The following is a 22,552-nucleotide window of genomic DNA, read 5'->3' as shown; positions in this document are numbered from 1 at the left end:
ATATGAAAATTTTAAAAATTGCTACAATTATATTGGCCGCAGCGCCAACGATGTTGTTTGCTCAAGAAGCTGCTTTTCAGATGAAAGGTACAGCTCCTAAAATGTTTAACGGTAAGATGATCTACCTGGACTATACTAAAAATGGATTTCCGGTGTCAGACTCTGTCCAGATTGTAAATGGAACATTCCGTTTAACAGGTACTGTTGATGAACCTACCTATTCCAGAATGGTGCTGGATCAAGAAGGTAAAGGCAAACTGATGTCACAAAATGTAGGCGATCGTTTATACTTTTATCTGGGCAATGAGAACTATAATTTCACGATTAAAGACTCCTTGCGTACAGCAACCATTAAAGGGTCACCCATGCATGATGCATATACCGCATATCTAAAAGAAATAGGTGGAGGTTTCATGGATATCATTGATGCAGGCAATAAAGCATTTGCAGCAGTTAAACAAGATGCTCCTGATGCGAATGAACAATATCAAGCGATTCATGAAAAATTTGAGGCCAGGTTTGAGGCTCGTCGCGTAAAAGAATTAATTTATGCAGAAAATAATCCCAATTCTATATTTTCCATTGATGCGCTGATAGATGCATCCAATAAACGAAAGCTTAGTGAAATCGAACCTATTTTTTTAAAACTATCGAAAGAAGTACGCCAGCTCACGACCGCGCGCCAATTGGAAGCACGCTTTTTAGCGGAGCGAAGCATAAAAATAGGAAGTAAAGCTCCCGATTTTTCACAACCGGATACCAAAGGTAAAATGGTTAAAGTTTCTGATTTTAAAGGGAAATATGTGTTGATCGATTTTTGGGCGAGCTGGTGCAGTCCATGTCGAGCTGAAAATCCGAATTTGGTGAAAGCCTATCATAAATATAATAGTAAAGGCCTGGAGGTACTGGCTGTTTCACTGGATGATACGAAGGGGAAGGGAGCTTGGCTAAAAGCTATAGAAGATGACGGGATGCCCTGGATCCATGTGGCTGATCTAAAAGGATGGTCTAATGAAGCCGCAGTATTGTATGGGGTACGGGCTGTGCCACAGAATTATCTGGTGGATCCGCAAGGAAATATTATTGCCATTAATCTTAAAGGTGAACACTTACATACCGAATTAGCCCAAGTGTTTGGCGATTGATCACGGTATAAAGGGTCTAAATTTCATTAGACCCTTTATTTTATGGTAGTAATGGATGATCGCTACTGTTTTTAAATTGAACTAGCTTTTTTGTCAGTTACTTCGGCTATTCTTTTTCATTAATATCTTAGCTTTTCTTAATTGTTGGGTGGTATGATCATGTAATTTTGCATTAAATAAAATCCATCCACCGATCATTCCGATCATGCTGCCGATAAAAATATCGATCATACGAGCAAAGAAGATCTGGTTGGTATCTTGTGTCAATTGCTTGCCGGACTCGGATAGGAAAATAGTGAGAATGGTGATGAAGACAACGGCTATTGCGTAGTTGCGTACGACTAAAAACTCCACGACGACTTGTAGAAGGGTAATGCTGATCACCATGATCAGCGGTGTTGGATTGCCAGATGCAATCAACCAGGTGATGCCAAGTCCTATTAATGTTCCAGTGATACGCTGTGTCGCTCTTAGCCAAACGTGTTTTGAACTGCTGCCCTGCATAACGGCTAAACAGGAAATAGGGATCCAATAAGGTTTTTCAATATCCAACGATAAAGCTACTGCTAGAGATAGGGTCATGATGAGTCCAAAGATAATGGATTCGACGATGTTGGTATAGCTCGATTTACGGTGGATCATGCTTTCGGGTTGATTGCTCTTTTTTAGGGTCAGTAGGCTGTATATTAAACCGATACCGCAGGTTAAGATGGTGCCCATAGCGACATAACCGATTTTTTCGGCTATATGTTCGGGCTGAAAAGGGGAACAGATCGCAGTAGAGGCCAGCATGATAAAAAAGAAATTGCCGGGTGGTCGGGTCAACTGGAGCTTGTGCAGGGAGTAATGTACGCCAAAAGAAAAAAGGCCCAATGCGATGGGGGCAAGAATGGGGCTAAAGGAAAAAAGCAATCCAACGGTAAAAGATAACATGAGACCAAAACAGCAGGTCATCAGGAGGATCATACGTTCGATGAGTTTGTCGGATTGGATGTATAATATTGATAATCCGGCTAACGATCCGAGCTTTCCAGCTTCTATATTGTCCATGTACCAACCCAGAATCATGGGGATACCTACACTTAGTCCTGCAACTATAGGGAGGTGCCACTGTCTGTTGGTCTTATTAAATTTAAAAAACGAGTCCATTTGTTCTTTTTTTGATCTGATCTGACGTCGAAATGAGCCTGTCATTCTAATCGGACCAAACAAAGGTAACGATGTTTTTTATTTTTTGTAATTTCTATACCTAATCTATTGTCTCCTGTTTTGTCACTAAGCGTCTTAATCAAATGGCCGATCAGTTCAATGGTTGGATTCCGCACCTGGTTTTTGTAATAATCCCACCAGGTCTGTTTAGATAAACTCCATGGTGGGATTGCTCGTATTGAAGGGGATTTAAAATTTAAAGCTTGATCTGATCAGGATACAGTACCGGAGCATTATTGCTTTTATAAGTCGGCAATTGTGCGTTCCAAATTTTTAATTGTTCCGATAGCAATGTGCTAAGATCTTTTGTTTTGCGTTTCATCTTTGATGCTAGATTATTTTTCTCGCCTATGTCATCGCGCAGATTATACAGTTCCAGTTTACCGTTCTTCATATCGTAAAGCAGTTTGTAATCTCCCTGACGGATAGCAGAAAAGAAATTGATGCCAGGTCCATCGGGGACGGTCCACTTATTAGGGATATTCCAAATAAGGGATCTATTTTCCCAATGTTCATTTTCATGACGATCACTTAGTAATCCCACTAAACTCTGTCCATCCAATTTTTGTTGAATGAGGTCGTACTGCTTTATTTTTGCGAGGTCTAAAATCGTTGGAAAAAGGTCTTCAATGATTACTGGAGTATGATTGACCTTTGGCTGATGTTGTCCGATATTTTTTATCAGTAGGGGTACACGTATACCACCTTCATACAGTGAACCTTTGCCGGCTTTTAAGGGAAGGTTTTGCGTATGGTTAGATCCTGTGCGCATCGGCTGTAAACTCAATCCGCCATTGTCACTGATAAAGACAATGATGGTCTGGTCATAAACTCCCTGGTCTTTTAGGAACTGTACAATATCGCCCATACTTTTATCATAGCCTTCGACCAGCGAGGAGTAGGCCGCTTCTGTCGAGTCTAAGCCCATTTCTAAATATTTTTGGACAAAGCGTGGATCTGGCTGTATAGGGACATGGACGGCATAATTGGAGAAATGAAGGAAAAATGGTTCTTTGCGTTTGATCGGTTCCTTGATCGCTTTTAGTGCCTCTTGAGTCAATGCTTCGGTTAGAAATGTCGCTGTGCCATGATATTCCATTAGGTCTGGTACTGCTTGATAGCTTGCTTTACCGGATATATTTCCATAATTTTTTTCACCATAATAGTTCTGAGGATGCCCTGCAGCATGCCCCGCGACATTGACCATAAAACCGAGATTGAGCGGACTTGCTCCTGGTGTGCCAGCAGATCCCCAGTGCGCTTTTCCGATATGGATGGTATGATAGCCATGATCTTTTAATATGCTGGGAAAAGGGGTTGCATGAATGGTTTTTGGTACGTTGGTAATTGGGCTGAGTCCATTGATATTCCAATCTGGAGGTGTCAATAGCTCATCGGAATTGTCCGTCGGTGTATTTGCCTTGGGATTTGTCCAGTTGGTCACTTTATGATGTGCGGCATTGAGGCCCGTCAAAAAACTAACACGTGATGGGGTACAGACCGGGGTAGCATAAGCGTCCGTAAATTTGACTGCATCTCGGGCCAGAGCTTCAATGTGTGGAGTATGAAATCGTTTATTGATCGAAGTCTTCTCTTTATAGAAGGGTTCGGATGTGTCTTGCCATCCGAGATCATCGACAAAAAATACCACAATATTAGGCTGATCTTGCTGTTGGGCCCATCCCAGTTGTGTACACGCCATCAGGAGCATGAAGAGTGTTGATTTATTTTTAAATAGTGTCATAAGCATTGAAATTAATTATTTTTGTACCTATGGCTTTAAAATCTTGAATGCCAAGATATGTAATCCATCTTATACCTAAGTTTACACCGGGTCTACTATTATGCTTTCGACAAGCAATCATAAAGTCGCCAACGAGAGCTTGTTTGCTTTTTGTCCATCCTAGATAGAGTGCACATCCGGTTTCATGGGTTGCGGTTATGCTGGTAAATTTTGCTCCTGCTTCTTTTGGCTTGATCACCCATTGCTCGACATCCAATTGCATCGGTTTAATATTAGGAATATTGGTAAGAAACGAATTTAGTTGTATTTTTTTGTAATACATAACAAATTAATTGAACCTCGCAATATCGAGGTTCAATTATGATGTACTTTTTAATGTAGTCTCCTATGAGAAGCTTATTTTTTAATAGGGTGGATGTTCTCTTCAGATGGAATAGAGCCTCTAGCTGTTATGTAATTTGTACATAAAATCATCTTTAAAAATGATATGCTTAGGGGATACGCTGTCTGATGAAAAGCGGAATGCCTATCCTAAAAAAGGACTAAATGATAATTAGTCCTTTTTTAGGATGAAAGCAATCATTACTTGGCTATATACTTTTTACAGTGTTTCCGTTTTTTCAAAGTTTTTGAAAGGAGTAAGATTGAAGGTAACATGACCTTTTGAATCGATCCCGCCGACTCCTCTAACGATTGCTTTGATTGTATAGGTTGCGGAGGGCTGGTAAGCGTCAACATTGAAATTGTAAAAGAAGGGTTTGATTTTACTGGTTCCTCTAAATTTGTCCGCTAATGCATGGTGATCGTCTGTCGCAATTACTTTTCCATTTTCTAATAATTGTACTTGTTCTATTTCTAAATAGTTTTTTCCACTCAGATAGAAGAAACCTGCTTGTACTGCACCGTTGGCATATACTTTTTTCGTCACATCGTAGCTTAGCGTGTCGTACTGACTCTTGATAGCGGTACTATCCCATTGTGCAATAATATACCCACCTGGTCTGTAGTAGTCGATACGCAGGGAATCTAAACGGGGATACTGGTGGTCGAGACGTTGCGAAAAGGTTTTAAAGTCTTTGTTTTTGGGAGATGACCATGCGATTTCGGACAGAGCTAATAGTCTTGGGAAATTGTGCACGTTCATTTCTTTGAGTTCTTGGGTCAAAGCCGTCCATTGATTGGCCTGTACGCCTAAGACCAATTTTTCCTCTTCCGGCGTAAGATCTGCTGAGGGGTCATATTCATACACTTTCTGTAAAGAATTAATCTGCGGGTAGCCCAGATCACTCATGGTACCATCATTGCGGTCGGCTTGTGTAATATCAAAGTAGAGATGTGATGATGGTGTTGCTACGGCTTTAAAGCCTTGGCTTGTGGCTTCTTTTATGGCCGAAGCACCTATCCAGCTCATGATGGCAGTAGACTTCGGTAAGTTTTTGGCATCACTTAATATATCATTCCAGCCTAAGGGCTTTTTACCTTTTTTGGTGATAATGTCAGATACGCGCTTGACGAAATAGCTCTGTAATTCATGTACATTTGCGATTTGATTTCTAGTCATAAATTGCTTGACATGCTCTTCTTTGTCCCAAAGCTCGTGACGCACTTCATCACCTCCAAAGTGAATATATTCCCCTGGGAAAAGATCGGCAATTTCAGTAAATACCTGGTCTAGAAACTGGTACACTTTTTCACTTGTTGGATCGAGTGTATTGGGCGTGAACTGCACACCCCAATAATGCCAAGAGGATACAAACGGAAAGATATGGTTGGGATAGGTATACGAATTGACCCCCAGCTCTGGATAGACTAAGATGGCTGGCCATGAGTGACCAGGTACGTCGATCTCAGGTACGATACTGATGTTTCGTGCCTTGGCATAAGCTACGACTTCTTTAATCTGTTGCTGCGTATAAAAGCCACTTCTTGCTGCAGGTTGATTTTCTGTATGATGAAATACTGTGGCTCTTGGTGAAGTCAATTCGGGATATTTTTTGATTTCGATACGCCATCCTTGATCATCTGATAAATGCCAGTGAAAAGTGTTGAGTTTGTACAACGCCATGACATCCAGGTATTTTTTAATGACATCGACGTCATAAAAAGTACGGCTCACGTCTTGCATATAGCCTCTCCAGTCGTATCGTGGAAAATCAGAAATCTCGACCGCAGGAATAGACCAGTCAGTCTGTACACTATTTCCGGGAGCTTCGATCGCTGTCGGCAAAAGCTGACGTAAAGATTGTGTGGCATAAAATAATCCTTTTCCTGTTGTCGCGGTGACTTCAATCTTTTCATCCGTCGCCACGATGGTATATCCCTCGGGATGTTGGATAGCTGCTTTTTTATCGATGGAAAAGATAATCACATTTTCCTTTTTATTCCCAGTAGGGAAGGGATATTGTGTAATGGTTCGTAATTGTGTTACAAATAGAGCGACATCTGCTGGCACTGCATGACGAAAGGAAATACTTGTTTGGGCATTGAAACGAAATTTTCCTGTTTTTAAAGCAACCTCCTGTGGCTTGGGAATAATCGTGATCTGTTCTTGTGCCCATGTAAGCTGTAAACTTAAAAATCCTATGGCTAAGGATAATATTGTTTTTTTCATAGTTATTTTTTGGATATGGAAGTGTGGTTTTGATGCGCGAAAAATAAGACTGCCTTGATAACAGGCAGTCCTATTCGGGTCATAAATTATTTAATGATCGGGATAGGAGCCCAGTAGAAACTATGGCTGCTATCGTCTGGTTTTCCCACTAAGGTCAATTCGCCAGTTCCGCGATTTGCATTGGCTTTGGCAACAGTTTCGGTACGAATCAGATCAAACCATCTTGCTACTGGTTCGAATCCTGCAAATTCCCAACCTCTTTCGGCAATGACTGCTGCTTGGAATTTATCTTTCGCCAAACCCGCTTCGAGGTCTTTGAGCCCTGCGCGTCTGCGCACTTTATTAACTGCCTCGTATGCTGTTGCATCTGCAGTTCCGGTGGACATGGTCTGTGCTTCGGCATAAGTCAATAGGACTTCTGGATAACGAATGACATAGACCGTTGCATTGCCCCACCAATCATTCATTTTATGTGTTGCGGGATCATACGACTCATCATCCCTATATTTCATAAAGTAAGGATGTTTATGCGTTAGTTTGGTATAGTCGACCACATTCTTCGGATTATTCTTGATAAAATAATCTTTCTGATAAGTAGCTGCTTTACGAGGTCCTTCAGGAAAATTGTTATAAAAATTGATTTCTCCAAAAGCTTCATCCCATCCACCTTCTTCTCCTGGAGCAAAGTTTGGGGGACCTAACTGGCTGCCGTTGCCCCAGTTGTCACCATATGTCCAAATGCTCGGCATGTTTTTGTTAAAGTAGCATCCAAAGACAGCTTCTTTATTGAACTGATAATCTTTGTCCCAAAGTTGATCAAAGGAAGGGAGAAGTGTATAACCCCATTTTTGGCTGTTGTCGATGACCTCTTTGGCTTTACTTGCCGCTAAGGCATAGTTTTCAGTTTTTTTAAGTGGCCATCCTGCCATGGTTAAGTAGACATTGGCTAGCAGAGATTTTGCTGACCCTGCTGTGGGTAGGATATCTACCCCGTTTTGACGTCTTGGTCCAGTCCAAGCATCGGGAAGCATGGTTTCAGCTTTTTTTAGATCTTCAACAATTTGTGCATAGATTTCTTCGGGTGTGCTATTGCCTTTTTGATCGAGTGAAAACTGCAGTGGCATAGGAACAGCTCCCCAGGTACGCGTCAAAAAGAAATAATTGAGTGCACGATAGAAATAGCCAACACCGCCCGCCTGGTCTTTATCTGCAGCCGATGCCTCAGTTGCCTTTTCATAATTTTCAATCAATGCATTGGACGATTTAATGGTTTTATAAAAATTGTCCCACCATAAGGTCATCCGATCGTTGGAAGAGTTGGGTTGAAAGGTGTCAAAATCGGAGAAACCTTTTTTGTTACCACCGGCATGTGTGGTAATGTCATCGGATCCAAATGTAATCGCCATACCACCGGTTTGATTCCAAGCCAAATTGTAAGATAAAGCAATCCCCAACATGGCTGCATTAAGATCATCCGAAGTTTTATAAAATGTGGCAGGTAAGACACTTCCTTTGGGATCTTCTGTTAAGTAATCTTTACATCCGCCAAAGAGCAGGCTCGATGCAAATAATATAGTAAAAAGTTGTTTTTTCATGTTTGTCAATTAAAAAGTCAGGTTTAAGCGAACCGTATAGGTGCGAGGTGAAGGATATGCGCCGAGATCAATCCCAGAGGTTACATCGCTGTTAGGAGCTGTAGAACTTGCTTCTGGATCGAAACCTTTATATTTGGTCACCGTAAATAAATTTTGAACACCAAAACCTAGACTTGCTGTTGCTACTTTTAATACCGATTTTGGAAGTTTGTAACTCAGACTGATGTTTTTTAATCTGGTGAATCCGGCATCTTGTAAAAATTGTGTTGACTCCACATATTGTTTGCTCTTGCTGGTAGCTGATGCCCATTCATTAGACGGGTTTTCGGGTGTCCAGTAATTGGTTGCAGCTTGTAGTGTCGGATAAGCAACATCGGAAGTAACAATGGCCGCGGCCGCGTAAGTAGCATTGAACATTTGATGGCCATAGGCGCCTTGGATAAAAATATTGAGATCGAAATTTTTATAGGTAAAGTTATTGGTAAAACCCATCTGAACTTTTGGAGTGGCATTACCCACGATTGTCATATCTTCATATCCGATCTGATTATTACCGCTTACATCGGTGTATTTATAGTCTCCGGCTTTGCGATTCATTTTTGCATCGTCAGCCTGATAAACGCCTTCCCACGGAATCAAATAGAATGCGCCTAATGCTTCACCTACTTTGACCACCTGGATATTGGCATTGATCAAACCGCCTCCGATACGGGGTTGTGGTATCATGTCTTGACCTTCATTAAGGCTGATGACTTTGTTTTTATTAAAACTTACGTTGAGATTACTGTTCCATTGAAAATAATCATTTTGTACCAGAGCAGCATCAATGGCAAATTCGAAACCTCGATTATTGATAGAGCCCACATTTTTAAGCATCGTGCCACCGCCTAAATATTTGTCGATCTGTGTAGGCAATAGGAGATCTACGGTATTTTTGTTGTAATAATCGGCTGTAACCGTCAGTCGGTTGTTAAATAACCCGAGGTCAAAGCCAATATCAGTCTGTTTGGTTGTTTCCCATCTTAAATCTTCTAATGCAGGATTGCCAATCATATAGCCCTGATAAGATGTCGTCGATCCATAAGAATAATTAACAGGACTGAGTAGTCCCATGGTCTGATAAGGACCTATGGCCTGGTTGCCGGTCATACCCCAACCTCCACGAATTTTGAGTTTTGAAATTGCTTCCACACTTTTTAAGAAGCTTTCTTCATGTACATTCCAACCAAGACTGAAGGAAGGAAAATTGCTCCATTTTTGACGTTGCTGAAATTTGGAAGACCCGTCTCGTCGATACGATACCGTTGCGAGATATCTGTTGTCGTAGCTGTACATTGCTCTTCCCAAAAAAGATAATATAGACCATTGCGAATAACCAGAAGATATGCTTTGGGCCGCATTTAATCCTAAATTGTAGTACCCATTAGATGTACTGGTCAATCCTGAGCCATTGGCGCTAAAATTATTACTGGTACTAATCGTGCTTTCTTCAACTGCTGTTAAGGTCAGATTATGCTTTTCTGCTATGGTCTTCATGTAGGTCAGTACATTGCTGTTTTGAAAGGCATAGCTTTCACTATATCCTTGACCAGATTTCATATTGTTGGGCGACACCCAGTCATTTGCTAGAGAAGCTGATTTACTTAAATTGGCGTCTAGACCTGCATTGGAGGTAAATGTCAATCCATCGAAAATTTTGTATTTGATGTTTCCATTGAAAGTTGCAATATTACTGAAGATATTGTCATCGGATTCCAATGCGGTCATCAATGGATTGACCCAGATCGGCGAAATTCCATTTCTGTTGTAGTTTTTCCCATCAGCTTCGTAGGGTGTTTCGGTGGGAGCCCAAGCAATAGATGCCATAACGGGATTGGCTTTTGAGGTCATAATCGCATTATTATGCGCTTCGACCCGTTGTGCAAATAGGTTGATGCCTACCGATAGTTTTTCATTGATCTTGATATCGGTATTGGAACGCAATCCATATTTTTTTTGATCAGTGTTGCGTAAAGTTCCATCTTGATTTTGATAAAATGCAGAGATAAAGAACTTGGCTTTTTCTCCGCCACCGCTTAATGAAAGCTGTTGATTGTGCGTGTTAGAATTTTTTAGCAACAAACGCTGCCAATCGGTGGTTTTGTTTTGGTAACTCGCAGGATCGGCAATGACAGTACTTCCTGCAATCGTATTTGCCATGGTTGCGTAGGTACTGGCGTCCATCAGTTCATAGCGCTTAGGTAACGTATTGAAGTTGATGAATCCGTCATAGCTCACCGTGGTGGAACCTGCTTTTCCTTTTTTGGTAGTGATGATAACAACTCCATTGGCGCCTCGAGATCCATATACAGCTGTGGCCGATGCATCTTTCAGCACATCCATCGATTCGATATCGTTCACATTAAGATCTTCTAAGCTGAAAGTACTTAGGGCTATGCCGTCTACAATATATAGGGGCTCATTGCTGCCAGCTATAGAATTATTTCCCCGAATACGAATTTTAGCTTTTCCGCCTGGAGCGCCTGAGCTCTGAGTAACCGCCACACCTGATACTCGACCTTGAAGTGCAGAAGCAGCCGTGAGTACGGGTTGACTTTTGTATGCATCAGCCTTTAAAGTGGAAAAAGATCCGGTGAGATCTTTAGTGCGCTGTTGACCATAACCCACTACGGTAACTTCTTCCAGTTGCTGATCTTCGGATTGCAGCTCTAGTTGAATTGGAGCATTTGTCTTTAGTGTAACCTCCTGCGACTGAAAGCCTACGTAACTGATCTGTAGTTGACTGCCAACAGCGGCTGTAATACTGAATTTTCCTTGGGAATCCGTTTGGGTGGCGACTGTCGTTCCTTTCACTTTGATGACAACATTGGATAGGGGCTGACCCTGTGAAGTGATCTGTCCCTGAAATTGTTGCTGCTGTGCAAACGAGACAAGAGGCGAACTCATGCCGATGACACTGAGTGCGATCAGTGCCTTTGATGTTGGAAATTTAAACCGATAATGCATGGTTATTTGAGGTTGTTTTTAGATGGGTGGATATATAATTTAATTTGTTTTTTGCTTTTGATACACACGTACGTAATCTACTTCCATTTGAAAAGGTAGATCGACATCATCTATAGCTCCTGGCCATCCTGCTCCTCCAGACTGATTTAAGATCAGATAAAAAGGTTTATCAAAAGGCCATTGCACAGCAGTTGATGGTATGGGTTTATAGTACGTGTAGCGCAGTACATGATTGACATAAAATTCAATTTTGGTGGCGTCCCAGATGATTGCATAGATGTTGAAATCCTCTGTATTGTAAGTGCTGTTTTCTGTAGCTGTGCTTCCGCCATCGGTACCAGTGACTGCTCCATTGTGAATAGTTTGGTGTACTTTATCTTCCTTATTGACATGCTCCATGATATCGATTTCACCACTATTTGGCCAATCGCCGTAAGAAACAGGATGTTCGGGCATCATCCATATAGCTGGCCAAGATCCTTTGCCTTGATTAAATTTGGCCCGAACTTCTACCTTACCATATCGGAAATTAAATTTTTTGGCCGTCTGAATTCCTCCAGAATGGTAGGGTACATCGTCATTTTCGATCACCTGGTTGTCCATGCGTAAAAGTAAATTTCCAGATTCTTGTCTTACATATTTGGGGCTGGCAGTCAAATATTTCGCCCAAGCGGGGCTCCACCTGGGAGCGAAGGACCATTTTGTCGTATCAAAACGATCTGAACTATTAAATTCGTCCGAGAAAATTAAGTTCCATTTTGCCGTATCAATAGAACCAAAAGAAAGAGACGGAGCTAAATGCTCATGGAATAGATTTATTTTACTGTTTTCTGCTGCTGTTCGACAAGGTAAGTTGCAGATCAAGCAGATCAAAATGAAAAGTGCTGTTTTCATAAAGTCATCATATGGTTTAAAAGAGCTATGGTTTGCTGGATGCTAAGATAGGGGGGGGGAATACAAAAAAATAGGGGTAAAGCAGTAATCTTAGGGGGGTAAATCTTTAATATTATACAAATAAGTCAGACATAAATCGTATTTTTATATCCAGAAACTAGTCGGGATGTTTGGGATAAGAAATATATATTGTTTGCTGCTATGCTGTATTTTTCCCTATGCTTTAATGGGGCAAGGTGTTACAGAAAGTTCTGTTTTACAGCGCTATTCTCTTGGAATTGAACAAGGCCTTTCCAATAATGATGTAAATTGTATCATCCAATCTAAAAGCGGGATGGTGTGGATGGGTACGTTTGATGGTCTGAATCGTTATGATGCATACCGATTTACGGTTTTTAGAAAGAATGTCATGGATCTCAATTCGCTTCCTGGAAATCGTATAGAAGCACTCACTGAGATGCACGACGGACGACTTTTGATCGCAACACTAGATACTGTGGTGGTCTTTGATCCAACATGGAACACGTTTAGTAAGCTTTCTTATTTGCATCCGACCACCAAAAAGCATATTTCTCTGACAGGATCTGCAATTTTTAAGGCTCAGGGAAAAAATATTTTTATTGGTTCCGATAATAAAGGATTGCTAATTAACAGCCAAACTGATCTCCTTTATAAACAGGTTCCTTTAGTATTAGGGGGAAAGAGACAATGGAATTATCAAGTAAAGGGTATGGACTTGGATCGTCAAGGTACATTGTGGGTATTCATTGCTGGTGTAGGTCTATGTCAATGGGATCAGGAATCCGACGCATTGCTTGTACAGGATGTGCGATTTCAGGAATGTAATGGATTGCTGTCAACCCCCGATGGGGCGATTTATTTAGCCTTAAATACAGGTATATATAAATGGCATCCAGTTAAGGATAAGCAGCATTTTGTTCGTTTTTCAAAACCTGTGCTTCATCTCTTTTTAGCTAAAAATGAAACCATTTGGGCATCTACCGATGGCGACGGTATCTATCTTAAATTAAAGCAAATAGATGGTTTTAGTAAAACCTATGAAGCCAAGGATGGCTCGGGATTGTCCAGTAATGCTGTTAAGCAAGTGATGGAGGATCGTGAAGGCCGCATGTGGTGCGCAACACTGCGCGGTGGAGTGACAATATTAGACGCGAAAAAACGGTCTTTTAATGTTATTGTACCAAAGCAACTGAATCCTAGTTTAAAATCTAATTTTTTTGTTTCTACTTTTTTTGAAGAAAGTGAACAGAGAATCTGGGTCGGAACAGACGGCTACGGGCTCTTTAGCTGGGATCGAACCACAAAGACCTTACTGCCCGTGGCTGAAGGTGACCTGAAAGATAAGAGCATCACTAAAATATGGCGCGATAAAAAATACCGGTTATGGGTTTCTACTTGGAATAATGGTATCTATCGGATTGAGAATAATGGCAAGCAGATCAAGCATTATCGCTGTTATGATCCGGTAAACAAAATTTGGGCAGATAATGTATGGAATATATTTGAAGATCGTAAAGGACGTATCTGGGCTACCACTTTTGGTCATGCTGGTTTATATAAATGGAATGAGGCAACGTCGGAATTTGTCTTTATATCCAATAAGTTTGGCAATATATTGACATTTTGGGAAGATTTAAGAGGAGATCTTTGGTTTGGTAATGATGCGCAGCTGATTCATTATAGACTGCACGACCAGCGGATGATTACCTACGATTTGGGATATCGCATTCGAGCGATCTACGGTACAGAAGATAGCAAAAACCTATGGATCGGTACGGAAGGAAGAGGAATTTTATCCATCAATGTACATAGCGGTAAGTTTATCAGTTATGGGGAGCATCAAGGCTTATCAAATAATAATATATTAAATATACTGCTGGATGACAACGGTCAGCTTTGGTTAAGTACATTTAATGGATTAATTAAATTTGATACAAAATCCAAACGTAGTGTCAATTTTAAGGAGGAGGATGGACTTCAAAGCAATCAATTTAGCTATCATGCAGCACTTAAGCTCCGTAATAGTCAGATGATATTTGGTGGTAATAAAGGATTTAATGTATTGAGGCCTGAAAACATAGCTGTCACTCCACTTTCTTTTGAACCGCAACTGACAGCAATACAAGTTAATGGTAAACCAATCCGGGATTTAATCGCTAAAAATACAGTAAGCCCTGATGTGAACTCTTTTCACAAGCTAGAGCTCCCATATGACAATACGAATCTTCACCTTGAGTTTTCAGCTTTTCCATTTTTCTCCTTAGAAAATGTGCGATATGCGGTTCAATTGATAGGACACGATCCTAATTGGATTAATTTGGCTGAACTTCCTGTCATGGACTATAATCACTTAGCTCCAGGAAATTATAAACTCTTGGTGCGTGCATCAGCAAAGGATAATAATTGGAAAGTGACGCATCTTTTGGATGTGACAATTTTGCCGCCGTGGTACCAGACCTGGTGGTCGATTATGCTCTATATTGCTCTCTTGATGATAATGGTGTATACATATGTTACTATAAAAAAAAATAGGACAAAACTGTTGTACGAGGCTAAGTTTGCAAAGCTTGAGGTGGAGAAGGAGCGGGAAATCGGTCGAAAGAAGATCGCTACGTTTGCAGATATTGTACAAGAGATCAAGACACCATTGACTTTTGTCGTCAATCCGTTAATGGCATATATCCAAAAATATCGAGAAGATGTATCAGAGGATCTTTTAGTAGCCTATCAGAATGCGAGCAAACTTCTTGTTCTCGCGGATCAACTAAGTGAAATTAAAAAAGGAAATAGTTTTAGCAAACCGCTAAAATTGGAAAGGTTTGATTTTTGTTTGCTGCTGCAGGAGGAAAGTTTTGCTTACCAGCAGTGGTCCGGCCATGAACTTGTTAACTTTGATTTGGATATTCCGCTAGCGGAACTGTGGATTTATGGAGATAGACAAAAAATCGCATTGGTCATTTTTAACTTGCTATCTTTTGTTTTCCAGAGGTTGAAGATGGAGGCTACTGTTTCGGTTACATTGAAAGAACATGATGCTGATTTTGAGGTGTTGATTTGGGGCTTCACATCCTTGACAAAAAAAGCTGATGCGAGTGAGCAGGCAACGCTGATTAATCTTCTTGAAGGATCAATGGACAGCGATCTGGGGGTAGGTTTAATTCTAACGCGCGATTTTGTAAAAGAACATCTGGGTGGACTGTCGTACAAAATAGGCGATGACGGTGAAACATGTATGATGTTGAGCTTGAACAAAGATCGATGGTACCTTCGTCTGCATGATATGATGTGGGAAAATCAGCTGCTGAAGCATCAACTCGATGAAGATGTAAAAATGGCGGCAAATTACATGGTACCACAACATCTGAGTCCGCTGGAAATTACAAATAAAAAAACAATTCTAGTGGTCGATGATAACAAAGTCTTTCGGCAATATATGCGACAGATCTTTAAAGAGGACTTTCACGTTTTTGAAGGTAAGGACTGCCAGGACGCGATGCGACTAATAGAAAAAACAAATCCAAATATGGTGATTGCCGAAGTGTTTATGGATGGTACTGGATATCAATTTTGTCGAGATCTAAAAAATAATACCAAGTACACTCAGTTGCCCATCATTTTGATCAGTGCATTGAGTACTACTGAAAATCAAATTCAGGCTATTGAAGCAGGGGCGGATGATTTTATGGCTAAACCTTTTGATGCTGAAATCTTGATAAAAAGGGTGCATGCACTGATGGAAAATAGGAATGCTTTGCACGATTACTTTTTTAAGCGCATTACACAGAGAGATGAAGAGGGGTGGACTGATGAAAATCACGGTGGAATTTCAGTTGAGGAAAAAGATTTTTTGGAAAAGTGTATGACTATTATTGAGGAGAATCTACAAGATCATAACTTTAATGCACAGGTATTAGCGAGTTTATGTCATATGAGCTATTCTAACCTATATAAGAAAATTAGAGCGTTATCAGGGCTTTCGACTTCTGCATTTGTCCGAGCGATCAGATTACGAAAAGCGGCTGAATTACTTTCTGGATCTGATTTGAATATAAACCAAATTGGAGTGGAGGTGGGCATTCAGGATGTGAAATATTTTAGAGAAAAATTTAAAGATTTATATAGCATGACACCTTCTGCCTATATCAAAAAGTATAGAGCTTATTTTAACCAAGATTATACTCTTGTAAAACCACTTGCTGAAAATATTAAAGATCGAAAATAGTTGTTATCCCTTTACATTTGTTAAGAGGAGCTTGGTTTTACTTTCTACATCATCATAGTGGTCAAGATTGTTTTTCAGAGTTTGTAGCATATTCAGCATTCCAACTTTTGGATCTGTTACAATAACTCCAGAACATACAGCCGATAAATATTAAATAGTAATAATCCAAGTGACCGAAGTCATCCGCTGTCACGATATACATGATCATTGGTGATCATGTGATATATAAAAAAGTATAGGTACAACAAGAAATGCCATTTCCGTTGTACCGACATTAATAATGGATAGCTTGATAATTTGTAAGGATTTAAAGTGTTTGTGTAGCTATAATTCCTTATCGGGTAAAAGCAAAGTAAATAACATAAAACCAGCTTAAAATTCCGTGTAGAATAGCCCAAAGAATGGATTTGTTACGTTCCCAAGAAGTAACTACTGCGATTACGGACCCTAAACCAATACCCGATGTAGTCACAATTTTTGTGTTTTCAGTAAATTCCTGTCCAAAGACAATGGAAGTCGTTAACAATAAGAATACAAATAGTGTTAATTTTTTCATGATTTATAGTTTTAGTTTGTTTTCTATATTTTGTGCATTTATATGGTCATAAACAACATGATCAGCATATTTGTTTAAATATTAAAGTCCGAGATTTCCCAGATCTTGCATATTAATATATTTTACATTTTAGAATATGATAAGTTAAGAGTATAAAATCAGATTGACAAAAAGAAATGAGGCAAGTTTACTTTGCTATTTTGATCTTAATTAATCTAAGAATTAAAGGTTGGCTCTTAAATAACTGAAGTTAAATGACACTTATTATTTTACTCTATACGGGGTTGGGTTTGTAAGCTAAAATGTAAACAGTAGCTATCAAATAAATCCCCTAGCTCTTGTTGAGCTAGGGAATCTGAGCATGGTTAAATTAAACAGGTGGAAATGCAGACCACTTGATTAAATCGTTCAAAGCATTTACATCTTGATGATTATAGGCTTCTCATATGGACATGGCTAATCTTCAATACTGTTGCCGATTTGAACTAATACTAAGATAAAGACGATTTTAAAGGTCGTGTTAGCAGATCATTGACAATTTTATGGTTAGATCGTTGACAGAGAAATTGACATATATGCGTCAGTTTATGATCAATAAAGGGCATGCTGATTGAATAAGGTGCTGAAAATGAGTAACGCTTCAAGTCGATCATGTTGAATGGAAAACCTCGGATCTTAAAATGAACGAGGAGCATGAGATCAATTTGTCTGATTCATTTTTTGCATGCAGTTGATCGCGCGAAAGGAGAAACAATTTTACGTTTAAGTTGTTTATAGTTTAGTGTCGGTTGTATATTACCTCTGGCATGTGCTAATCTTCATCAATAACTACTATAAACATGGCTAAGCAACAAGAAAACAAAAAAGTGCAACAGATCCAAGACCATACTATTGACAATGCTAACCGGGTATTGACAACGAATGATGGTGTTCCGATCAATGATAACAACAATATGCTCAAAGCGGGAGAACGCGGCCCTGCACTTATAGAAGATTTTATTTTTCAAGATAAGCTGGCTCATTTTGATCGTGAGCGCATTCCAGAGCGTGTAGTACATGCGAGGGGATCTGGTGCTCACGGTGTTTTTGAAGCGAAGGTTGATATGTCCAAATATACCAGTGCTGCTTTTTTGAAAAAAGGAACAGTCACACCCTTATTTATTCGCTTTTCAACTGTTGCGGGATTTAAAGGTTCTACCGATCTGGCCCGCGATGTGCGGGGTTTTTCGGTGAAATTTTATACCGAGGAAGGTAATTATGATTTGGTTGGAAACAATATTCCAGTCTTTTTTATCCAAGATTCGATGAATTTTCCGGATTTGATCCATGCTGTTAAACCTGAACCTAACAATGAGATGCCACAGGCTGCATCTGCCCATGATACCTTTTGGGATTTTATTTCTTTAATGCCAGAATCTGCACATATGCTGATGTGGGCAATGTCAGATCGTGCCATTCCGCGTTCATTTAGAATGATGGAAGGCTTTGGTGTACATACTTTCAAATTTGTCAATGCAGCCGGTAAAGGTACTTTTGTGAAGTTTCATTGGAAACCTAAATTGGGGGTGCACTCGGTCGCATGGAATGAAGCACAAAAAATATCAGGCTTTGATGCAGATTTCTTAAGACGTGATCTTTGGGAGAATATTGAAAAAGGTAATTTCCCGCAATGGGATTTAGGGGTACAGCTGGTGCCCGAAGAGGATGAACAGAAATATTCATTTGACTTATTGGACGCGACAAAGATCATTCCTGAGGAAGTGATCCCGGTGACGATCATCGGTACAATGACTCTTAATCGTAATCCCGAAAATTTCTTTGCTGAAACGGAGCAGGTAGCGTTTGATCCGGGGCGTTTGGTACCGGGTATAGATCTGACCAATGATCCTCTGCTACAAGGACGTATATTCTCTTATGCAGATACACAAAATTACCGTTTGGGTGGGCCTAATTTTCATGAGCTTCCGATTAATAGACCTGTCAATGGTAAACACAACAATCAAAAAGATGGTTTTGGAAGACAGGATATCTTAAAAGGAAATGTGAGCTATTTCCCTAATAGCTTAGGGGGAGGATGTCCTTACCATGCCATGTTGAAAGGCGAGACAGGATTTAAAAGTCACGAGGAGAAAGTTGATGGTCATAAGGTAAGGCGCAGGTCTTCATCTTTTGCTGATCACTTTACTCAAGCTCGTTTGTTCTTTAATTCGCAGTCAACACCTGAAAAGGAACATATCATCAGTGGTTATAGTTTTGAGCTCTCTAAGGTGAATTCTGTTGATATCCGTAAACGTGAACTGGCGATCTTGAATCAAATCGATCAGGAGCTTGCTAAAAGGGTAGGTGCCAATCTTGGATTGACTCCACCAGCACAACTGGATGAATTAACCTTGCAGTTTGCGCGTCAAAATCATCCTGATTATCCGATACAGGCGCCTAAACCAGAAGTTGAAAAATCGGCAGCATTGAGTATGGCTACTGCTCCAGGTGAAGGAACAATCGAAACGCGGAAAGTTGCTTTTCTAGTTGCAGATGGTGTCAGCAAAGCATCGGTCGATGTGATGAAAAAGGCACTGGAAGCTGAAGGAGCAGAGGCTGTGTTAATATCCACACATACTGGGACAGTAAAATTTAAAGAAGGTGGTGAAGCAGAAATCCAACATACCTATCTGACCGAGGCTTCCGTTTGCTATGATGCATTTTATACACCAGATGGAGATTCGGTTGCGGCTTTGGAAGATGAGCCTGATTATATTCACTTTATCAATGAAGGATTTAGACATTGTAAGGCTTTGGCTTTTGCAAAAGGAGCAGAAAAATTGATCGCTGAATCATATATCGCGAAGCAAGAAAAAGATTCCGGTCTGATTTTGGAATCTGGTCATAATCTGACTGCAGATTTTATTACTGCGATGAAGGGCCATCGTGTATGGGACCGAGAGAAAGTACGTAAAGTACCGGCTTAATCAAGTGTATTCACAAATCATATTCAACGTAAAAAAGTCATGCTTCTGATTGGAGCATGACTTTTTTAATAAAATGCTATGTTGTTTTATTTCGTAACGATGAATTGTAAATCTGCTTGAAATTTGACTTCGTCACTCACCATCAATCCACCTGTTTCTAATGCTGCATTCCACGTTAATCCGAAATCCTGACGGTTGATTTTACCGGTTGCGGTGTAACCGATTTTTTCATTACCCCAAGGATCCTTGGCTAATCCGCCAAATTCAACATCTACAGTAATTGATTTGGTCACTCCTTTGATGGTTAGATCTCCTGTTAATTTGATATCATCCCCATCTTTTGTGCTACTTGTCGCATGAAAGGTAATCTCTGGATGAGCTGATGCGTCAAAAAAATCTGAGCTTCTTAAGTGTTCATCGCGTTGCTCGTTTTTAGTATTGATAGACGCTGTTTTGATGGTCAGGTCAATTTTGGCATTTTCTAAATGGTTGGATTCACTGTCTACCGTAACATCGAAATCTTGAAATTGACCTTTTACGTTAGTAATCATCATGTGTTTTACTTTAAACTCAATTTCACTGTGTGCTTTGTCTAAACTCCAATTTGCCATAATTTTAATATTTAAATTTGTTTATAATTTTTTTTATTTTTCTTCTTCTTATTTATGCTACAAAATTAGCATATCCTTTTGTTATAATTATTGACCTACATCAATTTCGTAATTACAATGTGAGGTGTGACAATAGTTAAACAAAGGTGCCTCCTATTGGTTTCAATTTATTTTCGCAAATTGATTTAGTAGTAATTTAATGTAGAATAAGGTATAAGGCAATTTTAAAACCACTTGTTGGATTTTTTGTCAGAAAAGTAGGTTAATTGATCCAGGATAGAAATTGAACCATATGAATTTTATGATGTAATACATCAAGTATATCGATCGCATACCTGAAAAAATGTTGAAGGTCAACTTGCTATATCCAATGCTGTACATCTGAATCGCCCGACTAGCTGGGTAAAATAAAAACAAAATGTCACAGTAAGTAGCCGTACAATGGTATGGGTATGTCAGGTTTTTATTTTACCGTAAAGGCTGGTTTGAAAATAGAACGAAACAACCGACCATGTTAACTGTTTTATAGGTATAGGACCGTAAGAAATTCAAAAATTTCGATTGATAGGGATCTTAGATGTGAATTTATGTTTTGATATATTAAAAATAAAATAAAAATGGAATATAGAAAATTAGGTGATAGTGAATTAGAGATTTCAGCGATTACTTTTGGCGCTTGGGCGGCTGGCGGCTGGATGTGGGGAAGTACGGATAGAACCGAAGCTATCGAAGCCATTAGAGCTTCTTATGACGTTGGTGTAACTGCTATTGATACAGCGCCCGTCTATGGACAAGGCACTAGTGAAGAAATCGTTGGTGAGGCGATCAGAGAAATTGGTCGCGACCGGGTTCAGATTTTAACTAAATTTGGTATGCGCTGGGATTTGGCAAAAGGAAATTTAGCGATGCACAGTAAAAACAATTCGGGTGAGGATATTGATATCTATAAATTTGCGGGTAGAGATAGTATTATTTACGAATGTGAACAGAGCTTGCGACGTTTGGGTACAGATTACATTGATCTCTACCAAATTCACTGGCCCGACCCCACGACAGGGATGGACGAAACTTTTGAAGCAGTTACCCGTTTGATAGAACAAGGTAAGGTACGTTATGCTGGGGTTTGTAACTATAGTGCGGCGGAAATGGAGGAAGCTGAAAAAACATTAAAATTAGTTTCTAACCAAGTCCCATTCAGTATGGTCAATCGGGATATCGAGCAGGAAACAGTTTCGTATTGTGTGGTTAATAACAAATCAATCCTAGCGTATAGTCCATTGGAGAGAGGTTTATTGACAGGTAAAATCACTGCTGATTATCAATTTCAACCTGGTGATCACCGCGCAAAATTACCACATTTCCAGCCTGATTTTATTACTAAAACAAATGATTTACTGGCGAAAATAAAACCAATTGCAGATCAGCATCATGCAACTTTAGCCCAATTGGTATTACGGTGGACTATCGAAAGGGCAGGGATTACCATTGCATTGGCAGGGGCAAGAAATGCACTGCAGGCGGTTCAAAATGCTAAAGCGATCGATATCCATTTAACCCAAGAGGAAATCGAAACCATCAATGAATTTGTTAATAATTTTTAAAGGGATATCGCGAAAGAAAAAGAATTATTTCACAACTTGATCGGTTTATTCGATCAAGTATTTAAGTGCATCGGGGAACAAAAAACCTTTGTATAAGATTTGAGGTTATTTTGGCCAGATCTAATTGCTGTCGGTCGAAGATGGCGTATTTGTATTTTTCATGTGCCAGACTGCCGAAGGATGACAATCGGAGCGATGGAAAAAATAGATCAGTATTGCCTGACCGTATGTTGAAGGTGAAATTACCTTAAGGCATGCTCCTCGATTTTAAATAAAGCTGTTGTGATAAAACTTTATATTTTTATTGAAATTTAATATGGAATAAGTGTCATGGGTACATCCTATAAAAGAGTATAAACCTATTTATATCC

13 protein-coding genes are annotated in these 22,552 nt (G+C 39.8%); 4 read left to right on the top strand and 9 right to left on the bottom strand.

Translation table 11 applies throughout. The features are described from left to right. Positions 1-2: 2 nt before the first annotated feature. Complete coding sequence (locus MUB18_RS16810) at positions 3-1,145, top strand: AhpC/TSA family protein (protein ID WP_248753932.1); 1,143 nt, start codon at positions 3-5, stop codon at positions 1,143-1,145. Positions 1,146-1,238: 93 nt separating this feature from the next. Here MUB18_RS16810 and MUB18_RS16805 read toward each other — a convergent pair whose 3' ends face one another. The 7 genes from MUB18_RS16805 to MUB18_RS16775 all read right to left on the bottom strand — a co-directional run bounded on the left by MUB18_RS16805 (position 1,239) and on the right by MUB18_RS16775 (position 12,204). Beyond that, a complete protein-coding gene (locus tag MUB18_RS16805) occupies positions 1,239-2,294 on the bottom strand; it encodes an FUSC family protein (protein WP_248753931.1) in 1,056 nt (351 codons plus the stop codon). Positions 2,295-2,550: 256 nt separating this feature from the next. Beyond that, positions 2,551-4,098, bottom strand: a complete 1,548-nt coding sequence (locus MUB18_RS16800; protein WP_248753930.1) for a sulfatase — start codon at positions 4,096-4,098, stop codon at positions 2,551-2,553. Beyond that, on the bottom strand, positions 4,085-4,420 hold the full coding sequence (locus MUB18_RS16795) for a hypothetical protein (RefSeq protein WP_248753929.1): 336 nt from the start codon (positions 4,418-4,420) through the stop codon (positions 4,085-4,087). Before MUB18_RS16795 ends, MUB18_RS16800 begins: the two co-directional genes overlap by 14 nt. A gap of 279 nt (positions 4,421-4,699) precedes the next feature. Continuing rightward, positions 4,700-6,709: a beta-N-acetylhexosaminidase gene (locus MUB18_RS16790; RefSeq protein ID WP_248753928.1), complete on the bottom strand. Its 2,010-nt coding sequence runs from the start codon at positions 6,707-6,709 to the stop codon at positions 4,700-4,702. Between the two features lie 86 nt (positions 6,710-6,795). Beyond that, on the bottom strand, positions 6,796-8,304 hold the full coding sequence (locus MUB18_RS16785; protein WP_248753927.1) for a RagB/SusD family nutrient uptake outer membrane protein: 1,509 nt from the start codon (positions 8,302-8,304) through the stop codon (positions 6,796-6,798). A 9-nt stretch (positions 8,305-8,313) separates the two neighbouring features. Then, a complete protein-coding gene (locus MUB18_RS16780; RefSeq protein ID WP_248753926.1) occupies positions 8,314-11,310 on the bottom strand; it encodes a SusC/RagA family TonB-linked outer membrane protein in 2,997 nt (998 codons plus the stop codon). Positions 11,311-11,349: 39 nt separating this feature from the next. Next, complete coding sequence (locus tag MUB18_RS16775) at positions 11,350-12,204, bottom strand: glycoside hydrolase family 16 protein (RefSeq protein WP_248753925.1); 855 nt, start codon at positions 12,202-12,204, stop codon at positions 11,350-11,352. A 166-nt stretch (positions 12,205-12,370) separates the two neighbouring features. On the opposite strand from MUB18_RS16775, the gene MUB18_RS16770 reads away from it, so the two are divergent. Next, positions 12,371-16,447, top strand: coding sequence for a two-component regulator propeller domain-containing protein (locus MUB18_RS16770; protein WP_248753924.1), 4,077 nt, complete (start codon positions 12,371-12,373; stop codon positions 16,445-16,447). 334 nt (positions 16,448-16,781) lie between these two features. On the opposite strand, the gene MUB18_RS16765 is transcribed toward MUB18_RS16770, so the two are convergent. Next, entirely contained in the window at positions 16,782-17,003 is a 222-nt protein-coding gene (locus tag MUB18_RS16765; RefSeq protein WP_248753923.1) for a hypothetical protein, read from the bottom strand. A gap of 839 nt (positions 17,004-17,842) precedes the next feature. Between MUB18_RS16765 and MUB18_RS16760 the strand changes: the two genes are divergently transcribed. Next, the gene (locus tag MUB18_RS16760; RefSeq protein ID WP_248753922.1) at positions 17,843-19,969 is read left to right on the top strand and encodes a catalase; all 2,127 of its coding nucleotides are present in this window, start codon (positions 17,843-17,845) and stop codon (positions 19,967-19,969) included. Between the two features lie 86 nt (positions 19,970-20,055). Here MUB18_RS16760 and MUB18_RS16755 read toward each other — a convergent pair whose 3' ends face one another. Then, positions 20,056-20,580: a YceI family protein gene (locus tag MUB18_RS16755; RefSeq protein WP_045756366.1), complete on the bottom strand. Its 525-nt coding sequence runs from the start codon at positions 20,578-20,580 to the stop codon at positions 20,056-20,058. A gap of 617 nt (positions 20,581-21,197) precedes the next feature. Between MUB18_RS16755 and MUB18_RS16750 the strand changes: the two genes are divergently transcribed. After that, positions 21,198-22,181 (top strand): aldo/keto reductase, encoded by a 984-nt coding sequence (locus MUB18_RS16750; RefSeq protein WP_094772928.1) that lies wholly within the window; start codon positions 21,198-21,200, stop codon positions 22,179-22,181. The last annotated feature ends 371 nt before the right edge of the window (positions 22,182-22,552 follow it).

Origin of the sequence: Sphingobacterium sp. PCS056 (genome assembly GCF_023273895.1) — a bacterium.
Lineage (GTDB): Bacteria > Bacteroidota > Bacteroidia > Sphingobacteriales > Sphingobacteriaceae > Sphingobacterium.
The sequence above is the reverse complement of the archived record's forward strand: the minus strand, read 5'-3'. Positions and strand labels throughout refer to the sequence as shown.